Annotated in this window: 1 protein-coding gene and 1 pseudogene; both read left to right on the forward strand. The window is 37.7% G+C overall.

Annotated features, from left to right (window positions below; genetic code table 11):
* Nucleotides 1-335: 335 nt before the first annotated feature.
* Nucleotides 336-761, forward strand: a complete 426-nt coding sequence (locus ACOVO2_RS14505; RefSeq protein WP_421770671.1) for a BlaI/MecI/CopY family transcriptional regulator — start codon at nucleotides 336-338, stop codon at nucleotides 759-761.
* 44 nt (nucleotides 762-805) lie between these two features.
* Nucleotides 806-1,219, forward strand: a pseudogene (locus tag ACOVO2_RS14510) (hypothetical protein); the annotation flags it as partial.

The raw sequence follows: 1,219 nt of genomic DNA on the forward strand, positions 1-1,219 counted from the left end.
ATAATACCATCAACCGAGCAAAAGCCAATGGTTTCAAGCGAGTAACGATAGTAGTCGGAGCTAATCACGCAGCCATTATGAGTAAAATATTCAAAGAAAAAGGCGTAAAGGTTATCAATATCAATGATGCTCCGATGAAATAATAGCTAAAAATATATTCTACAAAAAGGCTCTCAACTGAGGGCTTTTTTTGTGGAGCGAATCTCCAGATTCGTTCAAACAAAAAACATAAGTCCCTAATAAACAGACACTTAAAACATAACAACTGCTTTTTAAATAAAATAACTGAAAAATCAGTTGTAAAACTGAAAAATTAGTTTTTACTTTGTTTCATCATGGAAGAACTAACAAAAACCGAAGAACGCATCATGCAAATCATCTGGGATTTGGAGCGATGTTTAGTACGAGACATCATCGAAAAAATGCCCGATGACCCAAAACCACCATACAACACGATTTCGTCGGTGGTACGGCTGCTCGAAAGCAAGGGATTTCTGAGCTACAAAGCTTACGGAAAAACCTACGAGTATTTTCCGATAATATCAAAAGAAGAATACGGGCAACGGAGTTTCAGAAAGGTATTTGCCAATTATTTCGATAATTCGGTAGAAAACTTGCTTTCGTTTATGGCAAAGGAGGAAAATCTGACGATAGAAGAGATTGAAAAGTTGAAAAACATCATAAACGCCCCCAACACCCCTAACCGCAACGGCGGACCGTCCCTAAAGGGGAATAGAGGAAAAGTCAAAAATACACACTAAACAAAAAATCCTTCACTCCCCTTTAGGGGTTGGGGGTGGTTTTTATGGACTATCTACTCAAATCTACAATCTGCCTAACGGCTTTTTATGGGCTGTACTTCTTCGGTTTTCGCCGACTGAGTTTTCATACGCTCAACCGCTTTTATTTATTGTCATCTTTGGCTTTAAGCCTCACGATTCCGCTATTGAGTTATGAGCGAACGGAAATAGTTATGCTTGAACCTCAACCAATTGAAGAAACGGTGTTTTATAAAGAATCAATACCAGAAAATACTTATAGCCAAGTTCCTATCATACAACAATCAGCAAATGTTGAGGAATCATCCAAAGTAAATATTGACTGGATGCAAGTGATAAGCACCATCTACTTAATAGGTGTTGGATTCATGTTAATTCTATTTATAAAGAACCTTCTAACAATTTTTTATAGTATCAAGCGTGCCTCGGTGGCTTTGGTG

This window comes from Emticicia sp. (genome assembly GCF_049241225.1).
Classification (GTDB): Bacteria; Bacteroidota; Bacteroidia; order Cytophagales; family Spirosomataceae; genus Emticicia.